Origin of the sequence: Streptomyces sp. NPDC047515 (assembly GCF_040643055.1) — a bacterium.
Classification (GTDB): domain Bacteria; phylum Actinomycetota; class Actinomycetes; order Streptomycetales; family Streptomycetaceae; genus Streptomyces.
Genome location: NZ_JBEYTM010000020.1, coordinates 53,512 through 74,939 on the forward strand (window position 1 = coordinate 53,512; position 21,428 = coordinate 74,939).

At 68.7% G+C, this 21,428-nt stretch carries 19 protein-coding genes, 1 tRNA gene and 2 pseudogenes; 11 read left to right on the top strand and 11 right to left on the bottom strand.

Going from position 1 to position 21,428, the window contains the following annotated elements; all coding sequences use genetic code 11:
- The first annotated feature begins 448 nt into the window (after positions 1–448).
- From ABZ826_RS18580 to ABZ826_RS18595, 4 genes are all read left to right on the top strand, one after another.
- Entirely contained in the window at positions 449–1,684 is a 1,236-nt protein-coding gene (locus ABZ826_RS18580) for a helix-turn-helix domain-containing protein (RefSeq protein ID WP_361448872.1), read from the top strand.
- A gap of 9 nt (positions 1,685–1,693) precedes the next feature.
- The gene (gene orn / locus ABZ826_RS18585) at positions 1,694–2,296 is read left to right on the top strand and encodes an oligoribonuclease (RefSeq protein WP_351073247.1); all 603 of its coding nucleotides are present in this window, start codon (positions 1,694–1,696) and stop codon (positions 2,294–2,296) included.
- 126 nt (positions 2,297–2,422) lie between these two features.
- A tRNA-His gene (locus ABZ826_RS18590) sits at positions 2,423–2,495 on the top strand.
- A gap of 109 nt (positions 2,496–2,604) precedes the next feature.
- Positions 2,605–4,107, top strand: coding sequence for a site-specific integrase (locus ABZ826_RS18595; protein ID WP_361448875.1), 1,503 nt, complete (start codon positions 2,605–2,607; stop codon positions 4,105–4,107).
- Between the two features lie 183 nt (positions 4,108–4,290).
- Here ABZ826_RS18595 and ABZ826_RS18600 read toward each other — a convergent pair whose 3' ends face one another.
- Complete coding sequence (locus ABZ826_RS18600) at positions 4,291–4,638, bottom strand: hypothetical protein (RefSeq protein ID WP_361448878.1); 348 nt, start codon at positions 4,636–4,638, stop codon at positions 4,291–4,293.
- Positions 4,639–4,818: 180 nt separating this feature from the next.
- On the opposite strand from ABZ826_RS18600, the gene ABZ826_RS18605 reads away from it, so the two are divergent.
- The 3 genes from ABZ826_RS18605 (at position 4,819) to ABZ826_RS18615 (ending at position 6,151) form a co-directional block, all read left to right on the top strand.
- Complete coding sequence (locus ABZ826_RS18605) at positions 4,819–5,046, top strand: holin (RefSeq protein ID WP_361448881.1); 228 nt, start codon at positions 4,819–4,821, stop codon at positions 5,044–5,046.
- Positions 5,043–5,384, top strand: coding sequence for a hypothetical protein (locus ABZ826_RS18610; RefSeq protein WP_361448883.1), 342 nt, complete (start codon positions 5,043–5,045; stop codon positions 5,382–5,384). The genes ABZ826_RS18605 and ABZ826_RS18610 overlap by 4 nt, the downstream gene beginning before the upstream one ends.
- Before the next feature lie 233 nt (positions 5,385–5,617).
- Positions 5,618–6,151 (top strand): TerD family protein, encoded by a 534-nt coding sequence (locus ABZ826_RS18615; RefSeq protein WP_361448886.1) that lies wholly within the window; start codon positions 5,618–5,620, stop codon positions 6,149–6,151.
- 109 nt (positions 6,152–6,260) lie between these two features.
- Here the strand turns inward: ABZ826_RS18615 and ABZ826_RS18620 are convergent, their stop codons facing one another.
- The 3 genes and pseudogenes from ABZ826_RS18620 to ABZ826_RS18630 form a co-directional block, all read right to left on the bottom strand.
- Positions 6,261–7,115, bottom strand: coding sequence for a helix-turn-helix transcriptional regulator (locus ABZ826_RS18620; protein ID WP_361448889.1), 855 nt, complete (start codon positions 7,113–7,115; stop codon positions 6,261–6,263).
- Positions 7,042–7,611, bottom strand: a complete 570-nt coding sequence (locus tag ABZ826_RS18625; protein ID WP_361448892.1) for a DUF6879 family protein — start codon at positions 7,609–7,611, stop codon at positions 7,042–7,044. Before ABZ826_RS18625 ends, ABZ826_RS18620 begins: the two co-directional genes overlap by 74 nt.
- Positions 7,583–7,843: pseudogene (locus tag ABZ826_RS18630) on the bottom strand (hypothetical protein). The gene ABZ826_RS18625 and the pseudogene ABZ826_RS18630 overlap by 29 nt, the downstream one beginning before the upstream one ends.
- Before the next feature lie 199 nt (positions 7,844–8,042).
- On the opposite strand from ABZ826_RS18630, the gene ABZ826_RS18635 reads away from it, so the two are divergent.
- Complete coding sequence (locus ABZ826_RS18635; protein WP_361448895.1) at positions 8,043–8,183, top strand: hypothetical protein; 141 nt, start codon at positions 8,043–8,045, stop codon at positions 8,181–8,183.
- A 664-nt stretch (positions 8,184–8,847) separates the two neighbouring features.
- Positions 8,848–9,282 (top strand): annotated as a pseudogene (locus ABZ826_RS18640) (radical SAM protein); the annotation flags it as partial.
- A 131-nt stretch (positions 9,283–9,413) separates the two neighbouring features.
- Here the strand turns inward: ABZ826_RS18640 and ABZ826_RS18645 are convergent.
- Positions 9,414–9,653 (bottom strand): helix-turn-helix transcriptional regulator, encoded by a 240-nt coding sequence (locus tag ABZ826_RS18645; protein ID WP_361448898.1) that lies wholly within the window; start codon positions 9,651–9,653, stop codon positions 9,414–9,416.
- 1,367 nt (positions 9,654–11,020) lie between these two features.
- On the opposite strand from ABZ826_RS18645, the gene ABZ826_RS18650 reads away from it, so the two are divergent.
- Positions 11,021–11,218 (top strand): hypothetical protein, encoded by a 198-nt coding sequence (locus ABZ826_RS18650; protein WP_361448901.1) that lies wholly within the window; start codon positions 11,021–11,023, stop codon positions 11,216–11,218.
- Positions 11,219–11,504: 286 nt separating this feature from the next.
- Here the strand turns inward: ABZ826_RS18650 and ABZ826_RS18655 are convergent, their stop codons facing one another.
- The 6 genes from ABZ826_RS18655 to ABZ826_RS18680 form a co-directional block, all read right to left on the bottom strand.
- Positions 11,505–12,536 carry a LacI family DNA-binding transcriptional regulator gene (locus ABZ826_RS18655; RefSeq protein ID WP_361448904.1) on the bottom strand — a complete coding sequence of 344 codons (1,032 nt, stop codon included), beginning with the start codon at positions 12,534–12,536 and terminating at the stop codon, positions 11,505–11,507.
- A gap of 233 nt (positions 12,537–12,769) precedes the next feature.
- Positions 12,770–14,233, bottom strand: coding sequence for a GH1 family beta-glucosidase (locus ABZ826_RS18660; RefSeq protein ID WP_361448907.1), 1,464 nt, complete (start codon positions 14,231–14,233; stop codon positions 12,770–12,772).
- Between the two features lie 121 nt (positions 14,234–14,354).
- On the bottom strand, positions 14,355–15,272 hold the full coding sequence (locus tag ABZ826_RS18665; protein ID WP_361448910.1) for a carbohydrate ABC transporter permease: 918 nt from the start codon (positions 15,270–15,272) through the stop codon (positions 14,355–14,357).
- Positions 15,273–15,287: 15 nt separating this feature from the next.
- A complete protein-coding gene (locus ABZ826_RS18670) occupies positions 15,288–16,289 on the bottom strand; it encodes a sugar ABC transporter permease (protein WP_361448913.1) in 1,002 nt (333 codons plus the stop codon).
- A gap of 131 nt (positions 16,290–16,420) precedes the next feature.
- Positions 16,421–17,749, bottom strand: a complete 1,329-nt coding sequence (locus ABZ826_RS18675; protein WP_361448916.1) for an extracellular solute-binding protein — start codon at positions 17,747–17,749, stop codon at positions 16,421–16,423.
- Positions 17,750–18,547: 798 nt separating this feature from the next.
- Complete coding sequence (locus tag ABZ826_RS18680; protein ID WP_361448919.1) at positions 18,548–19,240, bottom strand: FCD domain-containing protein; 693 nt, start codon at positions 19,238–19,240, stop codon at positions 18,548–18,550.
- A gap of 154 nt (positions 19,241–19,394) precedes the next feature.
- Here ABZ826_RS18680 and leuA point away from each other — a divergent pair, with 154 nt between their 5' ends.
- The gene (gene leuA / locus ABZ826_RS18685; RefSeq protein ID WP_361448922.1) at positions 19,395–21,188 is read left to right on the top strand and encodes a 2-isopropylmalate synthase; all 1,794 of its coding nucleotides are present in this window, start codon (positions 19,395–19,397) and stop codon (positions 21,186–21,188) included.
- Positions 21,189–21,428 lie beyond the last annotated feature (240 nt).

Consider the following 21,428-nt stretch of genomic DNA (forward strand, 5'->3'; position numbering starts at 1 on the left):
GTGCACCTGCCGAGGGGCGCAAAGAAGCAACCGTTCATCGAGGTTGTGCGCCGGTCGACTGACCGAATCACGTATGCACAACCATCTATTTTCAGCCAACTTCACACCCCTGTCGCTTCCTTGCCGAATTGGCCGATCAACCCCCTTGCCACCAGGCAGGAAGAGACCGCGCGGTACGCTTCTACCCGACGGGGTTGGGCCATCAAGGCGAGGCGCACTTCCCTGCACGGCCGCCGAGTGAAACCCTTCGTGATCGAATGCTTCCCGCCAAGTTGCCTTGTCGACATAACGCCGGTTGGTGAACTTGTCACGCCGGCACCACGGGACGCAGTAGATTCGATCTTGGGTATCGAAGACTGGGGACTCGTGCAGGACCGAGGGGAAACGTGCAGGAGCGACAGGCCCGTAAGGACCAGAAAGACGCGAACACCAAGGGGGGCTTAGCGTCATGAGCCAGGACTCCGCCGCCGCAACGGAGGCTGTACGGAAGCTCAGTGGACGACGACGACGGGAAGTCGTCGCCGTGCTGCTGTTCAGCGGCGGCCCCATCTTCGAGAGCTCGATCCCGCTCTCCGTGTTCGGAATCGACCGACAGGACGCGGGAGTTCCGCGCTACCGACTCCTCGTCTGCGGCGGGGAAGAGGGGCCGCTGCGGACCACCGGGGGACTCGAACTCACCGCGCCGTACGGGCTGGAGGCGATCAGCAGGGCCGGCACCGTCGTGGTGCCCGCCTGGCGCTCGATCACCTCGCCGCCGCCCGCGGAGGCGCTGGACGCGCTGCGTCGCGCCCATGAAGAGGGGGCCCGCATCGTCGGGCTGTGCACCGGGGCGTTCGTACTCGCCGCCGCCGGTCTGCTGGACGGCCGCCCGGCGACCACGCACTGGATGTACGCACCGACGCTGGCCAAACGCTATCCGTCGGTGCACGTCGACCCGCGCGAGCTCTTCGTCGACGACGGCGACGTGCTCACCTCCGCCGGGACGGCGGCCGGGATCGATCTCTGCCTGCACATAGTCCGCACGGACCACGGCACGGAGGCCGCCGGGGCACTGGCCCGCCGGCTCGTCGTGCCGCCGCGGCGCAGCGGCGGTCAGGAGCGCTACCTCGACAGGTCCTTACCTGAGGAGATCGGCTCCGACCCGCTCGCCGAGGTCGTGGCCTGGGCACTGGAGCATCTCCACGAGCAGTTCGACGTGGAGACGCTGGCCGCGCGCGCCTACATGAGCAGGCGGACCTTCGACCGCAGGTTCCGCTCGCTCACCGGCAGCGCACCGCTCCAGTGGCTGATCACCCAGCGGGTGCTGCAGGCGCAGCGCCTGCTGGAGACGTCCGAGTACTCGGTCGACGAGGTCGCGGGCCGCTGCGGCTTCCGCTCGCCGGTCGCGCTGCGCGGGCACTTCCGGCGCCAGCTGGGCTCCTCCCCCGCCGCGTACCGGGCCGCCTACCGGGCCCGTCGTCCGCACGGCGGCGGTGTGGAGCCGGTCACCGCGGCGATCGAGCCGGTCGTGCCCCCCCAGGGCTCCTCGGCGGGCCGTCGCGCCACGGCCGCGGCCACCCCGCCGGGTCCGCATGTCGTCACGTCGGCGGCGGTCGGGGCGGGGCAGCCGGAGCCCGGGAAACCGGGACCCGACGCGTACGCCACCGGACGCCCGACCCTGCCGGGTCAACGGAGTGCCCCGTAGGGTGGGGCCATGAACGACCGCATGGTGTGGATCGACTGCGAGATGACCGGGCTCTCGTTGACGGAAGACGCACTCATCGAGGTGGCCGCACTGGTCACCGACTCGGAGCTGAACGTGCTCGGCGAAGGGGTGGACATCGTGATCCGCCCTCCGGACACGGCCCTGGAGACGATGCCCGAGGTGGTGCGCCAGATGCACACCGCCTCGGGCCTCCTCGACGAGCTGGCCCGGGGCACCACCCTGGCCGACGCCGAGGCCCAGGTGCTGGCGTATGTCCGCGAGCACGTGAAGGAGCCCGGCAAGGCCCCGCTCTGCGGAAACTCGGTCTCCACCGACCGAGGTTTCCTGGCGCGGGACATGGCGGCCCTGGAGGGCTACCTCCACTACCGGATCGTCGATGTGTCCTCGGTCAAGGAGCTGGCGCGCCGCTGGTACCCGAGGGCGTACTTCAACAGTCCGGAGAAGAACGGCAACCACCGGGCGCTCGCGGACATCCGTGACTCCATCACGGAGCTGCGCTACTACCGCGAGGCGATCTTCGTACCGCAGCCCGGTCCGGACTCGGAGCGCGCCAAGGCGATCGCGGCGCACGTCGCACCACCCACGCCGTAGGTCCTTGTGAAGCCGCTGGTCATAGGCCTTTCGGGGGCTGAGATCAGCGGCTGAACAATGGAGGCGCGAGCACCCTCTCGGACCCTGTACACTTTTTCTCGGCCGGTCAGAAAAAGACCGGGCATGGTGGGTATAGCTCAGATGGTAGAGCACCTGGTTGTGGTCCAGGATGTCGCGGGTTCGAGTCCCGTTACTCACCCTGAATGATCAGCCCCTGACCTGGGAAAACGGGTCGGGGGCTGATTCATTTTCAAATCGGGCCAAACAAGGGCCAAGCAGGGATGCCGCTTCGCGCCTATTGTCCCTGCATGGCGACCATCAGAAGACGCGAGGACAGAACGGCCATCTACCAAGTCCGTTGGCTCCAGGGCGGACGAGGCGGCAGCTGGGAGTCCGAACCCTTCGGTGACGACGACTCAGCCGACGCATTCAGAAAGCTCGTCGACGCACACGTTCAGCAGTGGCCTTACGGATGGGTCAAAGGGCACGGGTTCGTCGAGGAGACCCCGATACCCGGAGACGCCCCGTTCGAGACCTGGGCCGCCCGCTATATCGACCGCCTCACCGGAATCGAGGACCGGACGCGCGAGGACTACCACCGCGATCTCCGCATCCACCTGTCCCTACTCCGACACACTGACGCGGCCGGACGCGAGCACCCCGCCACCATCGGGAACCTCACCCAGGACGACATCAGCGACTGGGTGCGCGCCGAAGAAAAAGGGGACCCCGATCCCGCCGCCAAGGGGAAGTGGCTGCGGCGGCCGGCCGACCCGAAGAGCATCGCGAACCGGCACGGGCTACTTTTCTGCATCGTGCAGGCCGCGATCGACGCGACGCCGCAGCTACGCACCACGAACTGCTGCAAGAAGACGAGGCTGCCCCGCACGGACGACGGCATCGACGAGGAGATGACGTTCCTGGAGCGGGACGAGTACCAGCGGATTGCGGCGGAGATCACGGACCCCGACGCGCGCGCACTCGCTGACTGGCTCGTCGGCACGGGGATGCGGTTCGGCGAGGCCACCGCCCTCCAGGTACGGGACCTCACCCTTACCTCCGACCGGCCCACGGCATCGATCCAGCGGGCGTGGAAGAAGGCGGAGAAGGGCTCGGCGGCCGGGGCGTTCTACCCGGGGCCGCCGAAGACGAAGAAAGCCCGGCGCCTGGTAGCTCTCTCCCCCGTCCAGGTCGAGATGGCCCGCAAGCTGGTCGCCGTGCGCAAGCCGACGGACTTCGTGTTCCGGGCCAGGATGGGCGGGGAGTGGCGGCATGCGAACTTTTACAACCGGAAGTGGAAGCCGGCCGTGGCCGAGGCCGTGAAGAAGGGCCTGCCGAAGGCGCCGCGGATTCATGACCTGCGGCACACGCATGTGGCGTGGCTGATCGGGGCGAATGTGCCGCTGCCCGCAATTCAGCTGCGGCTCGGCCACGAGTCGATTCAGACGACGGTGGACCGGTACGAGCATCTGGTGCGGGCTCTCGACGACGACATCACGGCCGCCGTCGAGGCCGCCCTGGGGGTGCCTGCTCCCCGTGCTGCGCCCAGGTCTGTGCAGTCCGCCCAGTGGGGGTGCTGGGGCGGCTCTTCGGGGCCGTCCCAGTCCTGTGTCCGCCGGCCGGTGCGGGTGATCTGGGTGAGAACGCGGTTGATGTCAGCGCAGAGTGATGGGCTCATGTGTCCCTCTCGGACGAACATGGTGATCTGTCCGCGCTTCTCCACCGGCAGGACGTTGTGCCCTGTGGGCATGTCCGTGTCGGCCACGATCTTAAATTGTGCGCTCGCCGATCCTTGCGTGTCAGCCATCTGACCCCCAGTGCCTGGCCCCCGCCATTCGATCGTATGTTCGAATCGAAAGACATGGGCAGGCTATCGGACTCTTGCGCCCCCCAGGGGGAAGAGTCATGCTGCCACTCCGCATGGATCTTGACTACAGCGCGCAGGCGAAATCTACGGTCCGTGCAAGCAATGACCAAAGAGATATGCCGGAGTCCTACTCCGGCGGCGCCATGGTGTCCATGAGTCGGCGGATCTGCTCGCGCTGCTCGGCCGTGAGCCTGTCGGCACCTTCAAGGAAGGCGCGGGCGTCACCGGAAGCGGACCACTCGGTATCGATGCCGAAGAACTCTGCGCCGGCCGCGTCCTGCACCCGATAGAGCGGGACCTGAAGGCCGGTAGCGAGGCCGCGCATTTGCGGAAGGTCCGGGGGCTGGACGGTGAGATCTGTGGCCAATCGGTGAAGCCAGCTGGATTTCACCGTCTGCTCGCCGGCTTCGGGGTCGATGCAGCGCCGGGCCAGCTTGTCGAAGCTGAGCCCGAGGGCGGCCTTACGCTCCCGCACGAGGTCCCTGAGCTGGGCCCGCCCGCCGGGAGGTGCGTCCTGTTCAGCAGCCGCGGACTACAGCGATGGCCCGAAGAGCCCCCGCCACTACTGGACCGGCCGCAGCGTGTTCGCCGACCTGGTGACCCGGGTCCGCCGCATCGACAAGACACTCGCTGTTCTCGCGAAGGAGAAGTGACCATGGCCGCACCGATCGAGACCAAGGTGAAGGCGTCGACTGCGGCAACGTTCGGTGCTGGCGTCGCCATCGCGGTGCTCAATGACGTGCAGGCGGACAGCTCGCTGCTCGGCCCGCTCCCGGCATGGCTTCAGGCGCCGCTCCTCGCGCTCGTCCCAGCCGTGCTGACGTGGCTGGCCGGGTACCAGGCCCGGCACACCCCGCGCAGCAGATACGGGGATGTCGAGTGAGCGAGAGCACCACCGGAGTCGTGGCCGTCGACATGGCGGTCATCTGGTCAGTCGCTGCTGCGGCCATAGCTGCCGGGCTCGGCCTGCTGTGGCGCATGACGCGCGGTGTACGCCGCATCGTCACCAGGGTCGACGAGTTCGTCGACGACTGGACTGGCGTACCTGGCCGTCCTGGCGTACCGGGCCGGCCGGGCGTAATGGCCCGGCTCGATGGCATTGAGGAGCGGCTCGGGTCGGTGGAACACGAGTTGCACCCGAATTCCGGGAGTTCACTCCGGGACGCGGTCGATCGGGTCGACGCACGCACCCAGCAACTGACGGCCGATACAGACCCGTAGACGGCCTATCTGCCACACTGGCACTGGCCCCGTCGCATCCCCCGTCGACGGGGCCAACCAAAGCAGTCCCGTTCAGCTCCGCCCTCGGCATCGTCCAGGCCACGAGCGTGGCGCCGGTCACGATCCCGCGGAACGCGCCGGTGTGAGAGCCTCATTGACATGCCATGATGATCAAACCGCCTTATCCAACGGCGAAGTTGAGATAGAAGGCGCATGCATAGGAGGAGGGGCTGGTGAACAGCGCCAACAAGGACGTTCGCAAAATCGAGGTCGCGCTGAAGTGGGACCCGAGCCCCCTCGGTGAACCGGCCAGCCACCTCGACATCGTCGCCGCTACCTACCCGGCGGCTACCCCGTACGGAGATCCCTCCTACATAGTGCACTGGGACAGTCGCTCCCCAGACGGCACCATCTACCTCAACCGGGACAGCAAAGACGGCAAGGGCCTCGGCTGGGACGAGGTCATGACGCTGGAGCTCGACCGTCTCGACAGCCGGTACGCGCGTGTGGTGGTCGGCGTTGTCATCCACCAGAACGCCGGCCGCAGGACATTCGCTGGCGTGCTCAGCCGCGGCCTGCGCCTGCGCGAGGGCTACACCGTCCTGGCCGAGGACGACTTCGGCGGTGTCCTGGAGGCAACGGCGGCGACGGTCGGCGAGTTCGTACGCGACAACTCCGAAACGTGGACCTTCCGTCCAGGTATTCGCGGATACGACGAGGAACCGGCGGCCTTCACAAGGATCATGGGCAGTGCCCCCGAGTCGTGAGACCGGCCCAAAGGAAGACTTAGAGCTCCCCTCATGCGCAGGGGTCCGTTCGACCATGCCCCCTGTTCCGGCTACGGCCGGGCAGGGGGCGGTTTCGTGCCATCCGGGGTCAGCCCAGCGCGTCGATCGCCTTCACAACCAGCGCCCGGGCGTCCGCGCCGTACACGGCCATGGTCCGTAGCTGCTCGAACGCCTTCAAGTAGAGCGCGATCTCGCTGGGCTGCGTGATGTTCACCTGCGCTGAAAGCAGTTCCACGGACACGAAATCGTCGTCGTAGACGTGGAACACCTCCTGTGGCCAGAAGCCCCGCTCTCTCGTCGCCGTCGGGATGATGCCCAGCGACACGGCGGGGAGCGCGCCAGCAGTCAGGAGGTAGCCGAGCTGCGCGGCCATTGCGTCCGCGTCGCCGAGCCGGTAGTAGAGGACAGCCTCCTCGATGAGAAACACGAACCGGTGCCCCGGCTCTCGAACCACATGGGACCGCGCCACGCGGGCGGGCGCAGCCTCCGCGCCGTCGTTGACCGGGATGTCTCGGAACGCGCCGATGGAGGAGAGCAGGGCTGCGGCGTAGCCCTCGGACTGCAGCAGTCCCGGAACCAGCGTCGGCGAGTACACCCGAAACAGCTGGGTGGACTGGTAGAAGTCCACCCAGCTGTCCTGAAGCTGCTTCAGCCCAGCCCGTACCTGATGGCGCCACTCCTGATACATCGACTCCGCGTTGAGCGATTGGGCCACCAGATCTACGGCCTGGTCCGGCACACCGCAGGCGGCACACCAGCGCCCTATGTCGGACGCCGATGGAGCAGTGCGCCCGTTCTCGATACGGGACGTCTTGGCGTGGTGCCAGCCGCACCGTCTGGCCAGCTCAACGACCGTCAGGCCCGCCCCTTTACGTAGGTCTCGCAACCTGCGCGCCACAGAGTCGCGGGCCGCTTGGGCAGACGACGGCGGAGAGATGGGCATGGCCGATCGGTGCTCCTGCTAGTGGTGCCTCGGAACACAGCTTGACCGAGGCCGGATCGTCGGTGATCTCCTCGCCGAGGGAGGAGCCGTTCCCGGCGAAGTGGTTCCAGTGGACCCACTGATCATCGAATAGCCAGAAGTCGTTGCCGGGAAGGGCAATGTCGGACGCCTGCCGACGAGGCAGCCACCGCACCTCCTCTCCGGCCGCGACGTTGGTGAACGTTCCGTCGTAGAGGAAGCGCGTGTACTCGCCGACGGGTTCGGACACGATGCGGGCTCGCTGGACGACGGCCCCGCGGCTAACGGTTCCCTGGATCAGGTCAAGCCACGGACGCCACCAGGACGCTCGGTCGGACGGGTCGTGACGGAATCCGGCACGCCAGTCGGCGAACGGCCCGGCCTCGTAGTCGACGGCGTAGGAGTCCCGCATCTCCAGGTGTACGGCGGATCGGCAGCGGGCCATCAGGTCATCGAAGGTTGGCACGTTCGACGGCATCGCACGCCTCCCTGATCAAGTGCACCATCCTGGCAGGAATGCGGATGACGGCCTCGTTCTCCGGGATGCCCACGGCGTGGCCCGGCACGGTGAACGCGGCCGCCTCTGCTTCGAGTTCAGGGCTCGGCTTCCATCCCTGGAAGACGAACTCCTTGCTGTCCTGGTCGACCTATACGGTGGGGCTCTGCTTGTCACCGGTGTTGGGGTCAATCCCGATGAACAGTAACGACATGCCGGTCTCCGTCCACGTGGTGTGCAGTTGTGTGCAACACCGTGCTGCCGTAGGGGGCCGGCGGTCAAGTGCGCGAAGCGGTCAACTAGCTCCACGAGGGACAGTGTGCGCACAGATCTGCACACTGCTGGTGTGCGCGCACACGCCGTCCCTACGGTCAGCCGTATTCCTCACCGACCGCGACGGGGGCTTACCCGTGATGACCATCAAGGTGTACGAGGTCGACCGCTACGGCAGAACGCGCGTCATCCGCCCCGAGGCCGAGGTCACCCCGCTCAAGACCGTGGACCGGTCGTCTGCGTACCCGGCCTGCGAGTGCGAGCACTGCAAGAAGCCGTGACCGCGCCCGCCCGCCCCCTGCCGCCACCGGAGCGGTTGACGTGGGACCAGTCCGCCGGCCGCGCCTGCATCTGGTGCAAGAAGCCGCTCACCACTGGTGCGGTCAGTGTCGGCGTCATCCGCGACCAGCTCGGCGCTCACGTCCTCGATACCGAGGTGTGGGCCGGGCCCTGCTGCACGGAGCCCCTTCAATATGCCTCCTGCCTGCGGCTGGCGATCGCGCTCCCAGCCGCGGGCGGGCCTCCGTCCCGGATCCAGGAGGACTGCATCGTGCACGAGCCGCCGCATTGCCCCTACTGCCGGACGGCCAGGCGCTCTAGCGAGACACCACCCGCACCACCCCCACCTACCCGGGCTCGTGGCACTGGTACTGCACCGGCTACTGACAGCAGTGGGAGCCCAGCCCCGACCCGAAAGGCAGCGGGTCGACCTGGCCCGCCGCGTGCTCTGCCGCAGCGTCATCCGTTCCCCCCTACGCTGCACGATCGTTCAGACCACAGCAGCGCCCAGCGATCGGAGACACCCCATGGCAGGCATTGAGTACGAGGCGAAGGCCCTGGACATCGACCCCGTGAAGACTGCGCGGCTCATCATCGACGCCGGCGGCACCCAGCAGGGCGAGCCCCAGCTCATGCGCCGATACGTGTACGACACCATCCCGGCCGCTCGTGTCGTTGGAAGACGACGGCGCGTCGCTGGCCGCCATGCAGGAAGTCGTCAACCACCTCGGCGCCGTACCCGTCCGGCGGATCATTACGGCGGGGGCATCGGATCAGCGGGTGCGGTACCGGCTGCCGGACGGACGGACCCTGTACGCGAAGAGCATCCGCGCCGTGCGCCTCCCGGAGACGTGCGCCGACTGCCGGTTCAACAACCCTGACGACTGCCAAGAGGGGTACTACGGCGTCCGCCTGTACCGCGCCACCGACGGACCGTTCATGGTCGGCGTGTGCATTCAGCGGATGGACCTGTGCCTACCGCTCGGCGAGTTCGTCATGAGCCAGCGTTGCCGAGAGGTGGCCGCCTTCCGGGATGACGAAACAGCGCGGTTCGCGAAGCTGTACGCGGTGCAGGCGCCGTCGGCGCGGCCCGGAACGTAGCGCCTCCTCAAGCTGACCCCGGCTGTCGGTATCCCGTTGCAGATGGCCGGGGCCTTCCCCAGCAGCGGACAGCCCGCGCTGTAACCCCCGAAACCGCCCCGGTCGGCCGCACCCCGTCGGCCGGCCGGGGCTCATTCGTGTACGAGGTCGGCGAGCGGTACACCGATCGCGTCGGCGATACGGATCAGGGTGTCGATGCGCGCTGCGGCGTGGCCCTGCTCGATCCGGTCGTACGGGCCGAGGGTTATGCCGGCCCTGAGTGCGACGTCCTCTTGGGAGAGGTTTGCGTGGAGTCGGGCGGCTCGGATCTGCTCGCCAATTGCCCGGCGTCGGGTGAGAACCCGTTCTGCGGGCAGGGGCGAGTGGTGCACCTGTCCACGTTCGCCGGATCGTGATCGTTTTGTCTTTACGGTTAACCGCAAAACGGTTGATCATGGATGCTGCGAGTACAGGCGGAATAGATCACTCCCCTTATCGGCCCTCCGCATCCTGCCCCCAGACGGTTCGGAGGGACCGGCGGCGCCCTCGCCCTACGGCGGGGGCGCTGTTGCGTTCCCGACCGTGACGGTTACGGAGTTTGCTACTCACCCCGCCCTGCGACCGAGAGCCGACCACTCCAGTGTTTGGCCACGGCCAAACGCCTCTACTTCGTACGTCTCTCAGTGGCTCGCACTGGTATCGAACTGGCCCGATTTGGTGCGATTTTCGGCATCACCGCAGGTCAAAAGTGGGTAACAAAACAGGTTCGAGTCCCGTTACTCGCCCTGAATGATCAAGGGCTGACCTGTGAAAACGGGCCAGCCCTTCTTCATGCGTCCGGACTTGGGAACACCACGGGAACGCGACTGTCGGTCCTGCGCCGTATCGTCCCCGCGTGGTGAGCATCGTGGAACGGCCCGAGAAGGACGACACCACCGCCATCTGCCCGCCCACGCTGCGGTGCCCGTGCCGATCCCTGGCCCGCCGGGGCCGCGGGGGTGAAGGGTGACCGCGGCCCGGCGGGACCGACTGGCCCGGTGGGATGTGGCCGGCACTCGCGTGCTCGAAGAGGACACCCATCTGGTCATTCCCCCGGAACGGCGCACGCAGGGGCCCGGTCCGCACTGGCGAGTGTGTCCCGCTGCTGAGGTGTGGACGACCGGCGCCGCAGCTCGGCAGGCTGCTCTCGAAGATGCGGCCGGCCCACGGACGGAGCAGGCACGGTGAGCCACTGCGCGCCGGAGAAAACGCCGGCCGCGCCGGACGCCGCGTACCGCTCCTGGCTCGGCCGCACCACCACCTGCGCCACCTGCCAGGCCGGGGCCTCATGTGTGACGGCGGTCCGGCTGGGCCGCGCGTGGCGGGAGGAACGCCGATGACGACCTGCCCGAAGGGCCAGCACGACTTCCCCATCGAGGACGACACCGGGGCGTACTGCGAAGCGCACGGGGTCACCGTGATTTGACAGCCGGACCCCGACCAAGGAGGGGTGCTGCCCGTGATGACGCCGACCACGAAGGGCCAGAAGTGAACTGCCCGAGATGCGGCGCTTTCGCGTACGAAGACAACAGTGGCCGATGGTTCTGCTCGCAAAACTGCGGGTGGAAGAGCCGCTGCACCATGATGGGAGACTGCGATGGGTTGTCCAAGGTGTGGCGCAGGTACTCAGCAAACCCCCAGCGGGGGTTGGCTGTGCGGGAACTGTGGGTGGCAGTCCGGAGTCGCGCCTGCTCGAACCCGTCGGGGGTAGCCTCCGAGCATGACCCGCCACCCCGAACGAGCGCCCAAGGCCGCCACCACGACGAGCGGCGAGATCACCCGCACGGACTGTCGACGCTGCGGCCACGAGGTGCACGGCATCGACGGCCGCTACTCGTGCCCACTGTGTGGCTGGGTGAACCACTGGAGCGAGGGTCACACGACACTGCCCACGGGACGCGACGACAACCGCGAGTAGCCCCGCTTCGAAACTGCCCCGGTCGGCCGCCCCCCGTCGGCCGGCCGGGGCTCATTCGAGGAGCTGTTCCCGTGGGAACACGGGACGGTTCAGAGCGTCGTTCAGTGGCTCGCACTGGCATCGAACTGACCCGACTTGGTGCGATTTTCGGCATCACCGCAGGTCAAAAGTGGGTAACAAAACAGGTTCGAGTCCCGTTACTCACCCTGATGGGAAGGGCGCCGGTCGATGACCGGGGCCCTTCCCATGTCTGAGCCTCCCTCGCCGGGCGGCCTCGTGACGGCCGTCACGAGGAGTCGCGGACGATCAGTTCCGTGGGGAGCACGATCTGCGGACGCTCCTGGTTCTCGCCCGCGATCTCCTGGAGCAGTACGCGGGCCATCGTGCGGCCCATCTCCTCGATCGGCTGGCGCACGCTGGTGAGCGCCGGGTCCATGTGACGGGCCACGGCCGAGTCGTCGAAGCCGATGAGGGCCACATCGTCCGGGATGCGCCGGCCGGCCTCGCGAAGCACCTGGCGGGCTCCCGCGGCCATGACGTCGGAGGCGGCGAAGACCGCGTCGACGTCGGGGCGACGGGCGAGCAGTTCACGCATGGCCCGAGCGCCGCTCTCCTCGCTGAAGTCGGCGGGAGCGATCAGTTGCTCGTCGGGGCCGAGGCCGGCCCCGGAGACCGCCTTGCGGTAGCCGTCGAGGCGGCGCCGGGCACCGTAGACGTCGAGGCGCCCGGTGATCGTGGCGATGGAGCGGCGGCCCCGGGCGATCAGGTGGTCGACGGCGGCGCGGGCACCCTCGAAATTGTCGGAGTCGACCGAGGCGAGCGATTCGGAAGCGGATCTGCGCCCGCTCATCACGGCCGGCATGCCGAGCTGTTCCAGCAGGTCCGGCAGCGGGTCGTCGGCGTGGACGGAGACCAGCAGCACACCGTCGACGCGGTGCGCGGTCAGGTACTGGGCCAGCCGTCGGCGCTCGCGGTCGTTGCCGACGAGGGTGAGCAGCAATTGCATGTCGGTGTCGGCGAGCGCCGCACCGACACCGCGGACGATGTCGGAGAAGTACGGCTCGGCGAAGAAGCGGGTCTCCGGCTCGGGCACGACGAGGGCGATGGCATCAGTGCGGTTTCCCGCGAGCGCGCGGGCCGCGCGATTGGGCACGTACCCCAGTTCGGCGACGGCCGCCTCCACCGCCTCGCGGGTGTGCGCACTGACCCGCGGGGAGCCGTTGATGACCCGTGACGCCGTACCCCGCCCCACCCCCGCCCGTGCCGCGACCTCTTCGAGCGTGGGCCGCCCGCCGCTCCGTACTCGCGCTGCCGCCATGGCTGCCTCCCGTTCGCGGTCAATTTCTCACAGTCGGATAACCGAACCAAGTCCTGGTGTCGGCTCCCTTGACACTCGTCCGGGCCCGGTGGCTTTTCCGCAGCATCAAATATGGGAGCGCTCCCATATTACGGGGGCGACATTTCGGGTTCCGCGGCCGCCGGAGTCGGCCGGAAATGACGGAGACCCGGCACGGACGGCCGGGTCTCGGGAGGGGGCGTATGCCGGTCGGCTCAGAGCCTGTCGGGCGCGGGGGGCAGTGCGTGGCGGCGGATGACGTCGGCGTACCAGTGGGCGCTCGCCTTGGGGATGCGGCGCTGGGTGGCGTAGTCGACGTAGACGGCGCCGAAGCGCTTGGAGTACCCGTACGCCCACTCGAAGTTGTCCAACAGGGACCACAGGAAGTAGCCGCGGACGTCCGCCCCGGCGGCCACGGCTCGCTGTACGGCGTCGAGGTGGCCGTGCAGGTAGTCGACCCGCTCGGGGTCCTCCACCCGGCCCTCGGGCGAGACGTAGTCGTCGAAGGCCGCGCCGTTCTCGGTGACCATCAGCGGCAGGCCGGGGTGGGCGCGGGAGACGTCGATGAGCAGGTTGTACAGCCCGTCGGGGTCGATCGCCCAGTTCATCGCGGTGCGCTTCTTGCCCTCGGAGAGGTGGAAGGCGACGTGCTCGGAGCCGGGCCACGGCGAGTGGTCACTGTTGCCGTGGCCGTCGTCGCGCGAGTCGCCGCAGCCGTCGGTGGGCATGGAGACCAGTGTCGGCGTGTAGTAGTTGACGCCGAGGACGTCGATCGGCCGGGAGATGGCGGCCAGGTCGCCGTCCTGGACCAGCGTCGACCAGTCCACCAGGTGCGAGGTGTCGGCGATCAGGTCCTCGGGGTACGCGCCGCGCAGCATGGGGCCGGTGAAGACCCGGTTGCCCACCGCGTCGATCCGGCGGGCCGCGTCCGCGTCGGTCTCGCTGCCGGTCAGCGGGCGGACCTGGTGGAGGTTGAGGGTGACCGAGGTCTGCGCGGCAGCGGGGAGTTGGTCGCGCAGAACCTCGATCGCCCGGCCATGGGCGAGGTTGAGATGGTGGGCCGCGCGCAGGGCGGCGGCCGGCTCGGTGCGGCCGGGGGCGTGCACGCCGGAGCAGTAGCCGAGGAAGGCCGAGCACCACGGCTCGTTGAAGGTGGTCCAGGTCGTGACGCGGTCGCCGAGGGCGCCGGCCATGATGGCGGCGTAGTCGGCGAAGCGCTCGGCGGTCACCCGCTGCGGCCAGCCGCCGGCGTCCTCCAGCTCCTGGGGCAGGTCCCAGTGGTAGAGGGTCGCGACGGGTGCGATGCCCGCTTCCAGGAGCTCGTCGACGAGCCTGCGGTAGAAGTCCAGTCCGCGTTCGACGGCGGGACCGCGGCCGGTGGGCTGCACCCGGGACCAGGAGACGGAGAAGCGGTAGGCCTTCAGACCGAGCTGTTTCATCAGCGCCACGTCGTCGCGGTAGCGGTGGTAGTGGTCGGCGGCGATGTCTCCGGTGTCACCGTTGCGGACCTTGCCCGGAGTGCGGCTGAAGGTGTCCCAGATGGAGGGGGTGCGGCCGTCCTCGGCCGCGGCGCCCTCGACCTGGTAGGCGGCGGTGGCCGCCCCCCAGACGAAACCGGTCGGGAAGTCCGCTGCCTCGGGCGCCTGCTTCGGGGCGATGTCGGGTCGTACAGCAGTCATGCGGGAGCGCTCCCAGGGGTGGACGGACAGGGGCAGGTAAGGGGTGGAGCTCCGGGCCGTACGGCCCGCGGTCGGAAGACAGGCCGTACGGGGCGTCCGGGATGGGACGGGTGACGCGCGGTCAGCCCTTGACGGCGCCGGACATGATCCCTCCGACGATCTGCTTGCCGAAGATCACGAAGACCACGAGCAGCGGCAGGGTGCTGATCAGCGCACCGGCCATCACGATGCTCTGGTCGGGGGTGTAGGAGGCGCTCAGCTGACCGAGGGCCACCTGGAGCGTGGGGTTCTGCTGGTTGAGTGCGAGGTAGGGCCAGAAGAAGTCGTTCCAGGCCTGTACGAAGGTGAGCATCCCCAGCACCGTCATCGCGGGGCGGGCCACCGGGAGGACCACGCTCCGCACGATGCGGAAGTTGTTGGCGCCGTCGATCTTGGCGGCCTCGATGAGTTCGTAGGGCAGCGCCTCGCTCAGGTACTGCCGCATGAAGAACACGCCGAACGCGCTGACCAGGGTCGGGAAGATCACCGACTCCAGCTTTCCGCCCCAGCCGATGTCGGACATCATCATGAACAGCGGGACGACGCTGAGCTGCGGCGGGATCGTGAGCGTGGCGATGACCCCGGTCATCAGCCCGCCGCGGCCCCTGAAGCGCATCTTGGCGAAGGCGTAGCCGGCCAGGGTGCAGAAGAAGAGCGTCGCCGCGGTGATGCAGCTGGAGACGATGACGCTGTTGACGATCGCCTTGCCGAGGTGTGCCTGGTTCCAGGCGGCGTCGAGGTTGTGCAGCAGCCGTCCGCCGGGCAGGAACGGCGGTGTGGTGGCGAGTACTTCGTCCTGTGTGTGGGACGCGGCCACCAGGGTCCAGTAGAGCGGCAGGAGCGAGCCGATGCCGACGACGGCCAGGGCGATGTAGGCGAACGGGCCGCCCTGCAACTGCTGTCCCGCGCCCGGCCTGAAGCGGCTCGGCCGCCGCGCGGCACGGTGGGCCGGGTTCGGGACGCCGAATTCCGGGGCGGTGGTGGGGCTGGTCATAGTCATGGAAATCGCTCCCGGTCAGACCGCGGATGTGCGTACGAAGCGGCCGATGAGCCAGTTGACCGCGGCGATGATCAGCAGGAGGGCGAGCATCGCCCAGGCCACTGCGGCGGCCGGGCCGAGATGCCCGAGGTTCCAGCCGTAGTTGTAGAGGTAGACGCTGAGCGTCTCGTACTGATTCTCGTTGCCGCCGGTCGCGCCGAGCGTGCCGCCCTCCAGGAGCAGGGGCTCGCCGAACAGCTGCATGGAGCCGATGGTCGAGATGACGATCGTGAAGAGGATCGTGGGCCGCAGCGAGGGGATGGTCACCTTGCGGAACTGCTGCCAGCGCGATGCGCCGTCCAGCGACGCGGCCTCGTACAGATCGCTCGGTACGGCCTGCATGGCGGCCAGGTAGATCAGGGTGTTGTAGCCCGTCCAGCGCCAGATCACGATGACGGAGATGGCGATCTTCGAGGTCCAGTGGCCGTTGGCCCAGTTGGTGTCGCCGAGGCCGACGAAGTGCAGCGCCCAGTTGAGCAGTCCGCCGTCGGCCCGGAAGACCAGGGCGAAGACGAGGGCCGCGGAGGCCACGGAGGTGGCGTACGGGGTGAGGATGACCGTCCGCCAGAAGGTGCTGGCACGCAGCCGGTAGTTCAGCAGATGGGCCAGGCCGAGCGCGACCAGCAGCTGCGGGACCGTCGACATGACCCCGATCAGGAAGGTGTTGCCGACCGCCGTCCAGAACTCGGCGTCGTGCAGGATCTTGTCGAAGTTGTCCCAGCCGACCCACTCCATCCGGTCGAGGCCGGTCATCTCCACCCGGTGCAGGGCGATCCATCCGGTGTAGAGCAGCGGATAGAGCCCGAAGGCGCCGAAGACGAGGAAGAACGGAGCGATGTAGGCGTACGGCGACGCCTTGTCGTCGAACCGCCACAGCCGGCTCCGCCAGGCCCGCCGGCGGGACGGCACCGACGCGTGCGGGGAGCCGCCGGAGGGTGGCGGTGCGTATGAATCCCGGGTGGGAGTCGAGGTGGCCACGGGCGGGAGTCCTTCCCTGAGTAGCGGGGTCGCCCGGGTAAGGGGCGGGCGGGGGCCGGGGGCTGAGCCGAGTACGAGGTGTGCGCGCGCCGGTGCGGGCGGCTCCCAGGGGCCGCCCGCACCGGCGACGGTCAGCCGATCGCCTTGTCGATCGCGCTGGTCGCCGCCTTCCACGCGTCGTCCGGGCTGGTGCCGCGCTGCTCCATGTTGTTGATCTGGGTGGAGATGGTGTCCTTGATGACGCCGTCCTTCGGGCCCAGCACCGTCTCGGGGATCGACTTGGCCTCGTCGGCGTAGATCTGTCCGATCGGCGCGTCGTTGAAGTACTGCAGCTTCGCGTCCTTCACGTTGGGCAGGTCGTACGCGCCCTTGTTGGACGGGAAGCTGCCGATCGCCTTGAAGACGGCGGCCTGCTGCTCGGGGGCGGTCAGCCACTTGACGAGCTTGGTGGCCTCGTCGACGTTCTTGCCGGACTTGGGCACGGCGAGGAACGAACCGCCCCAGTTGGCGGCGGTCGCACCGGGCGCGGTGGTGATGTTCCACTTGCCCTTGTTGGCATCACCGGCGTTGACCGAGATCTGACCGGCCATCCACGCGGGGCACGCCACGGTGGCGACGGTGCCCTTGCGCAGGGCGGCCTTCCACGGGTCGTTGAACTGGGCGAGGCCCTGCGTCAGCTTCTTGGACGCCGCCTCGGCGGCCAGGTTCCAGCCTTGCTCGACGCTGGGGCTGTCCTTGTAGACCGGCTTGCCGCTCTCGTCGTAGTACTGCTTCGCGTTCGAGCTCACCACGGCGTTGAACATGGCGCTCGCGGAGTCCATGAAGTAGGTGCCCGCGGGGGCCTTCTTCTTGTACTCCTCACCGAGCTTGAGGTAGTCCTCCCAGCCGCCGGAGACCTTCTTGGCAACCTCCTCACGGTCGGTCGGCAGGCCGGCCTTCTTGAAGAGGTCGGTGTTGTAGCAGAGCGACATCGGACCGATGTCGGTACCCGCGCCGATCACCGCGCCGTCGGGCGTGGTGGCCTGCTTCTCCTTCCACGAGACCCAGTCGTCGACGTTGATCACCTTGCTGAGGTCGACGAAGGAGGACGCCTTGGTGTCGACGAGCTCCTTGATCCGGCCGACCTCTATGCCCTGGACGTCGGCGAGACCACTGCCCGAGTTCAGCTGCTGGAGCAGCTTGGGGTAGTAGACCTTCTCGTCGGAGGTGACGTCTTCCTTGACCGTGATGTTCGGGTGCAGCTCGTGGTACTTGGCGAAGAGACCGGCTTCCTTGTAGCCGAACTGCCCGAAGTCGGCGACGGTCAGCGTGATCTTCCCGTTCGCATCGGGGCCCGTGCTGCCCGATGAATCCGAGTCGCTGCTGCAGCCGGTCAGCAACAGGGCCGAGGCTGTCAGCCCCGTGGTGGCCAGAACCGCGGCTCTGCGGCTCCGTCCGGCGACGGTGCGGGTGATACGCATTCCACTACTCCTTGTTCCAGGGTGGGACTGGCGTTCTGACTGCGAGGCATACGCACCGGTGAGCGCGGGTGCCGGGTGGCTCAGGGGGGAGGACACGGGCAGTGCCGTTCGGACGGGAATCCCCGCACGATATGGGAGCGCTCCCATGCGTCGATGTCGGAAGGTTCCTGCCTTGAGGGGGTGGGTGTCAAGAGTTGAAGGCGCTTCCGTTGCCCGAGTGTGTCCTGCAAGTCACGAGACCGTGTCCCGCCCAAGTCTTGCCAAAGCCCACCGACTTCGGCCGAGAGTTCGCGCGGTTCCGGAAACACACAGGCCAAGGACCTTTCGGGGAAGGGCCGCCGCACCGGGCCTGCCGAACAGCCCCCGTCGCGCCGCGTTTCCTGCCGCTACCGGGAGTGGCCCTCGTCATCCCCGCTTCACAGCCGACCGCCCGCCGGAAGGTGAACGGGGCACCGCGCGGCGGGGGTGGTCGGGGGCGGATCCGCGTTCTTTCTCCGAACCCGACGCCGGTACTCGGCGTTCCGGGCCCGGGGCGTCCGGGTACGGGGACGGGCCCGGGAGGCCCGGCCTGGGGGCGGCGCGGGCTTGGAGGTCTGGAGCCGGGGGGCGGCCCAGGAGTCCGGGCCTGGCGCCCGGTACTTGGCGTTCCGGGCGCGGTGTTCCGTACCTGGCGTTCCGTGCCCGGTGTGCCGTACCCGGTGTTCCGTGCCCGGTGTTCCGTACTCGACGCCCCGCGCTCCGGGCGCGGGCCTCAACCCCGACCCCACCCAGCCTGCCGTGCCTCGGGGGTCGTCCGGCCTACGCCGCCCGCAGCCGGGCCAGCGTGGCCTCCAGCTCGGTCTGCGCGGCGCGGCCCGCCGAATCCGCGTCACCGGCCACGACGGCCCGCACCAGGGCGTCATGGCTCGCGTCGCCGTGGTGCGGGTCCTCGCGGCGCAGGCCGAACAGCTCGACGAGGTCGATGAGCCCTTGCCGCAGCGCCGGGGCGAACTCGCCGAAGAGGTCGGTGAGTACGGGATTGTGGGCCGCGACCACCACGGCCCGGTGCAGGGCGATGTCCGCGTCGACGAACTCGGCGTCTCCCGCCGCCCCCGCCGCGCGCCGCGCGGTGAGCGCCGCGTCGAGGGCGGCCAGGTCCTCGTCCGTCCGACGTCGAGCGGCCAGCCGGGCGGCCTGGACCTCGATCAGCATGCGCACCTCGTAGACATCGGTGACGGAGGCCCGGCGCAGCCGGGCCGGCCAGTCCTCCGTCGCGTGGTCGGCGATGACGAAGACGCCCGCGCCCTGACGGGATTGGAGCAGGCCGAGCGTGGCCAGGGTGCGCACCGCCTCGCGCACGGTGGAGCGGCCCACGCCGAGCGTCTTGGCCAGGGTGGTCTCGCCGGGAATCTTCGTGCCGACCGGCCAGTGCCCCCCTGTGATCTGCTCGCGCAGATGGTGCGTGGCCTGTTCGACCAGGGGGCTGGGGCGGAGCGGACCGAGCGAGGACACGGGTTTCACCTGTCAGGTTGTCTGAGGACTTTCTTTCTGGCTACTGTACCGGGCATGACGCTCAGCGGTCTCCTTCTTCTCGGCTGCCGCGGCGGGGCCTGAAGCGACCGGCACCCCGCCGCGGGGTGCCGTGCTGTGCCGGTCGCATCCGGCGATGCGAGAAGAGTCCGCCTTCATGTCCGACCGTCTGTCACCGATGCACAGCTTCCCGACCATCTGCACGCCGCGCGGGCCCGTGCCCGCCGACGCGCCCCGCTGGAACCCGCAGCGCGGCAGCTCCATGCCGTCCCACCGCTATCGTTCGGCCTTCGACCGCGTCGAAGTCCCGCTGACCGGGCGCACCTGGCCCCAGGCCCGTGTCGAGAAGGCCCCGCTCTGGGTACCCGTCGACCTGCGGGACGGCAACCAGGCGCTGGCCGAACCCATGGACACCTCGCGCAAGCGCCGGATGTTCGATCTGCTCGTCGCCATGGGGTACAAGGAGATCGAGGTCGGCTATCCGTCCGCGAGCCGCACCGACTTCGACTTCGTCCGGCACCTGGCCGAGAGCGACGCCGTGCCGGACGACGTCACCGTGGTCGTCTTCACCCCGGCCAAGCGGGATCTGATCGAGCGGACCTTCGAGTCCATCGAGGGGATGGACCGCGCGGTCGTCCATCTCTACATCCCGACCGCCCCCGTCTGGCGCGATGTCGTGCTCGGCCGCAGCCGTGCCGAGGTGCACGGTGTGGTGCGGGAGGCGGCGACGCACATGGATCGGCTGGCGCGGGCCCGACACGGCACGGACATCCGGTTCGAGTTCTCCCCCGAGGTCTTCGTTCTCACCGAGCCGGACTTCGTCCTGGAGCTCTGCAACGGCCTCACCGAGCTGTGGGACGCCGCCTCGGACCGGCCGGTCATCCACAACCTGCCCGCCACGGTGGAGATCGCGACGCCGAATGTGTACGCGGACCAGATCGAGTACATGCACCGTCACCTGGAGCGGCGCGACGCGGTGATCCTCTCCGTCCATCCGCACAACGACCGCGGCACCGGCACCGCGTGCGCCGAACTGGCCGTCCTGGCGGGCGCACAGCGCGTGGAGGGCTGCCTGTTCGGCAACGGGGAGCGCACCGGCAATGTCGACCTGGTCAACCTGGCCCTCAACCTCCACGCGCAAGGCGTCGACCCGATGATCGACTTCTCCGACATCGACGAGATCCGCCGTACGGTCGAGCACTGCAACCGGCTGCCGGTGCCACCTCGCCACCCCTACGGCGGCGATCTCGTCCACACCGCGTTCTCCGGCACCCACCAGGACGCCATCAGCAAGGGCTTCGCCCATCACGCGAGCAGCAGCTCGGACCTGTGGTCGGTGCCGTACCTGCCGATCGACCCGGCGGACGTGGGGCGTACGTACGAGGCGGTCATCCGGGTCAACAGCCAGTCGGGGAAGGGCGGCATCGCCCATCTGCTGCAGAGCAACTACGGGGTGAACCTGCCGGCCGGAATGCGCGCGGACTTCTCCCGTACGGTGCAGACCGCGACCGACGACAGTGGCCTGGAGGCCACGCCGAAGGATCTGTGGGAGCTGTTCGAGGCGGCTTACCTGGCCCCCGGACGGGACGGGAACGCGGCTCTGACCTCCTGGTCCACCGACCGGAACCCGGCAGGTGAGCACCGGTTCATCTGCACGCTGCGGGTGGGCGACCGGGAGGGCGACTACGAGGGCACCGGCAATGGTCCGGTGTCGGCGTTCACCCGTGCGCTGGCGGCGGCGGGCATCGAGGTGGACATCCTCGACTTCACCGAGCATGCGACGTCGACGGGGCGGGGCAGCCCGGCGATGGCGTACGCGGAGTGCCGGGTCGGCACCGGCGGGGAGCGGCGCTGGGGGGCGGGCCAGGACACGTCCGTCCTCACCGCGTCGATCCAGGCCGTGCTGTCGGCGGTGAACCGGGCGGAGTAGCGGGGCCGTCGGGCTTCGTCCGGGCGCCAAAGTCGGGCTTCGTCCGGGCGCCAAAGAGGTACAGGCGCCGCACAGGTCCGGGCACCGCATAGGTCCGGGCACAGAAAGGGCCCGGACACCACGGGGAGAGAGGGCGCGCACCCCGGCCGGAGGTGGGGGTGCGGGGGCCGGCCGGGATGCGCGGAGGGGGTGTTGGTCCGGTGGGTGTCGGGCGGCTACTCGTACACGCCGATCGCCTTG